Below are 3,003 nucleotides of genomic sequence, written 5' to 3' on the forward strand. Positions count from 1 at the left end.
ACTGCAAAAATTCAATTTTAAAAACTATAATAAATTTATTGTAGACAATGAAACCGCCACATTGGAAATGGCGAGCGATAGCACCAATCTCGAAATTGGTACCATAATAAATTCGGCTGCAAGTTATTTTTCAGAAAAAGTTTCAAGATTTTATTTTTCCAAGGCAGAAGGTTTAAAAGAAGAAGTTCAGGCTTTACAAACCGCCGGATTTGAAGAACCGGTGTACGAGATTTTATCGCTTTCGGTAAATCCATTTTCACTCTACGATAAAGATTTTAGAATTTTTGAAACCGATTATGCCGCGCCCTTGCAAAATTCTGCTTTCAGAAATTATTCGTTTAAAATTTTAGATACCACTACAACTTCCCGCCCGGCTTATGTAATTTATTTTAAACCTAAAAGGCAACGTGCCGTTGCGGGCTTAGAAGGCGTGCTTTATTTAGATACCAAAACATACGCCATACAGCAGGCAAAAGCCCAGCTTTTGGGCGCCATAAAACTAGAAATAGATCAGGAATACGAATATTTCCCCGACGAAAATTTATGGTTTCCAAAAACGCAAAAAATCACCATTAGACCAGGAAATGGGGACCAGGCGATTTCGGTTTTTGGCGGAGTGATTTCTGCAGGAACACTTCAGAAAAAAGAATCTATTCTAAATAATATTCTTGCCCCGGGAAGAGGTGATCCCAACCTGTTTTTAAATGTAACCAGCACTAATTTTGATATTCAGCTGAATTCTGAGGGAAGGTTAGAAACATCAGCTGAAATTTTGGTTAAGGCTGATGCGAATTCCCGGGAAGATAATTTTTGGAAAGAAAACAGAACCGAAATTTTAAGCACACAAAACAAGCTAAGTCGCCAACGAGCAGAAAGACTTATTAAGGAAAAAGAAGTTGAAGAAAAAATAAGCTTTCAAAAATCGATTGCAACCGGTTATTATCCGGTGGGATTTTGGGATTTTGATCTTGGCAAATTCTTTAAATTTAATAACTACGAAGGCATTCGCCTGGGATTTGGCGGGAAGACCAATGAACAATTATCTAAAAAATTTAGTTTAAACGGCTACCTGGTTTATGGTACCAAAGATGAAGTATTTAAGTATAATCTGGGGACCTCAATTCATTTAAATAAAGCTACCGAAACCGATCTTAAATTCAACTACACCCGCGATATTGTTGAAACCGGAAGTTTTAATTATCTACAGGGCAAAAACGATTTTTCTATTATAGAACCGCGCTTTGTAAATATCAATTTTTTCTACGAACATCGCACGTTAAGCAGTGGTTTAACTCATAGATTCGGGTCTAATTTTAAAACTGAACTTCGGTTGTCTAAAAGCGATATTTATCAAATTCGCGATTACAGCTTTTTGCTAAACGACCAGGAATTTTCTGAATACACGCTTTCTGAAGCTACATTTTCATTTTTATGGAGGCCATTTGCTAAATTTCTAAAAACACCAATTGCTACCAAATTAATAGAAAAAGGTTACCCCAAGTTTACGGGCCAAATCACTAAAGGAATTTCCGGAATTGGCGGAAGCGATTTTGATTACACCAAATTTGGACTTTTGGTAGAACACGAAATAAAAAGACTTAACCAATCCCGAACCGAAATTATCCTGGAAGGCAATTATGCCACAGGGGAAGTTCCGCTTACGCATTTATTTCATTCGCTGCCAAACAGCCCCAGGCGCAATGGCATCCTCAGGCGGTTTTCAGTAGCAGGAAGACGCAGTTTTGAAACCATGATATATAACGAGTTTTTTAGCGATAAGCAGGCTATGTTACATATAAAACATCAATTAAGACCCATAAATATTCACAGATTAATTCAGCCAGAACTTGTATTTATTTCCCGCCACGCCATTGGGGATATTAGCCATCCCGAAAGGCATAGTATTCCGTTTAAAAGTTTAGAACAGGGTTATCATGAATTTGGAATAGAACTTCAAAAAATACTTGTAGGTTTTGGCCTGGGAGCGGCCTACCGCTATGGCCCCTATAGTTTGCCTACTTTTGATGAAAATTTCGCATTTAAATTCACTTTTCATTTAGATATTTAATCCTGAGCTACTTTAGGAGTTTAAACAGCATTAAATAGGCTTCCTTTTTATACCTTTGCGCTCGCTTAAAAACTTCCCATGGCCAAGATTTTTAGTTTCGGATTCTGGAACTCAATTGCGCGATTAATTTTGCGGAACAGGATTATTATACTTTTACTTATTATCGCCACTACGGTATTTCTTTCCACACAGTGGAAAAATATGCGTTTTTCTTATACTGAAGCCAACCTTTTACCAGACGATCACGAAGACAATATTGCCTATAATGAGTTTCTGGATAAATTTGGAGAGGAAGGGAATTTGGTTTTGCTTGGCGTAAAAGATTCTACCCTCTTTAAACCGGAAAATTTTGAAGCGTGGAAAGAACTTACCAAAACATTAGAAGCCTACCCTGCGGTAGATTATGCAATTTCGGTTAGTAATCTTCAGCAATTAAAAAAGTTTGAAGATCCCAGCCGATTTGAGATGGTGCCTTTTATTACCGAAGATAATCCTACCGAAGAAGAACTTCAGCAATATCAGGATCAACTTTACAATGAGTTACCATTTTATGAAAACCTGGTCTATAGTTCACATTCCAACACTTTACAATCGGCTATTTATTTAAATAAAGAGATCGTTAATTCTAAAGAACGGAAAACCTTTGTTATAGATGAGCTGCAACCCCTTATTGCTAATTTTGAAGAAAAAACAGGCATAGACGTAAAAGTCTCTGGAATGCCTTACATAAGAACCCTGAATTCCCAGAATATAATTGATGAAATAGGGCTATTTATTCTCGCAGCACTTGGGGTAACTTCGCTTATATTTTTCTTCTTTTTCAGGTCAATTCGAGCCACGATTATTTCTATGATTACGGTTTGCATTGGGGTAATGTGGGCCTTTGGGGTAATAGGCTTGTTTAATTATGAAATCACGGTACTTACTGCGCTTAT

General features: G+C 37.0%; 2 protein-coding genes. Both read left to right on the forward strand.

Features of this window, described 5'->3' with window-relative positions; translation table 11 throughout:
• A partial coding sequence (locus AACZ30_RS13610) for a DUF5686 family protein (protein ID WP_339650052.1) occupies positions 1-2,068 on the forward strand: 2,068 nt, incomplete at its 5' end.
• A gap of 78 nt (positions 2,069-2,146) precedes the next feature.
• Positions 2,147-3,003 (forward strand): MMPL family transporter (locus AACZ30_RS13615; protein ID WP_339650054.1); only part of this gene is annotated, 857 nt, incomplete at its 3' end.

This window comes from uncultured Salegentibacter sp. (genome assembly GCF_963972535.1).
Taxonomy (GTDB): Bacteria; Bacteroidota; Bacteroidia; order Flavobacteriales; family Flavobacteriaceae; genus Salegentibacter.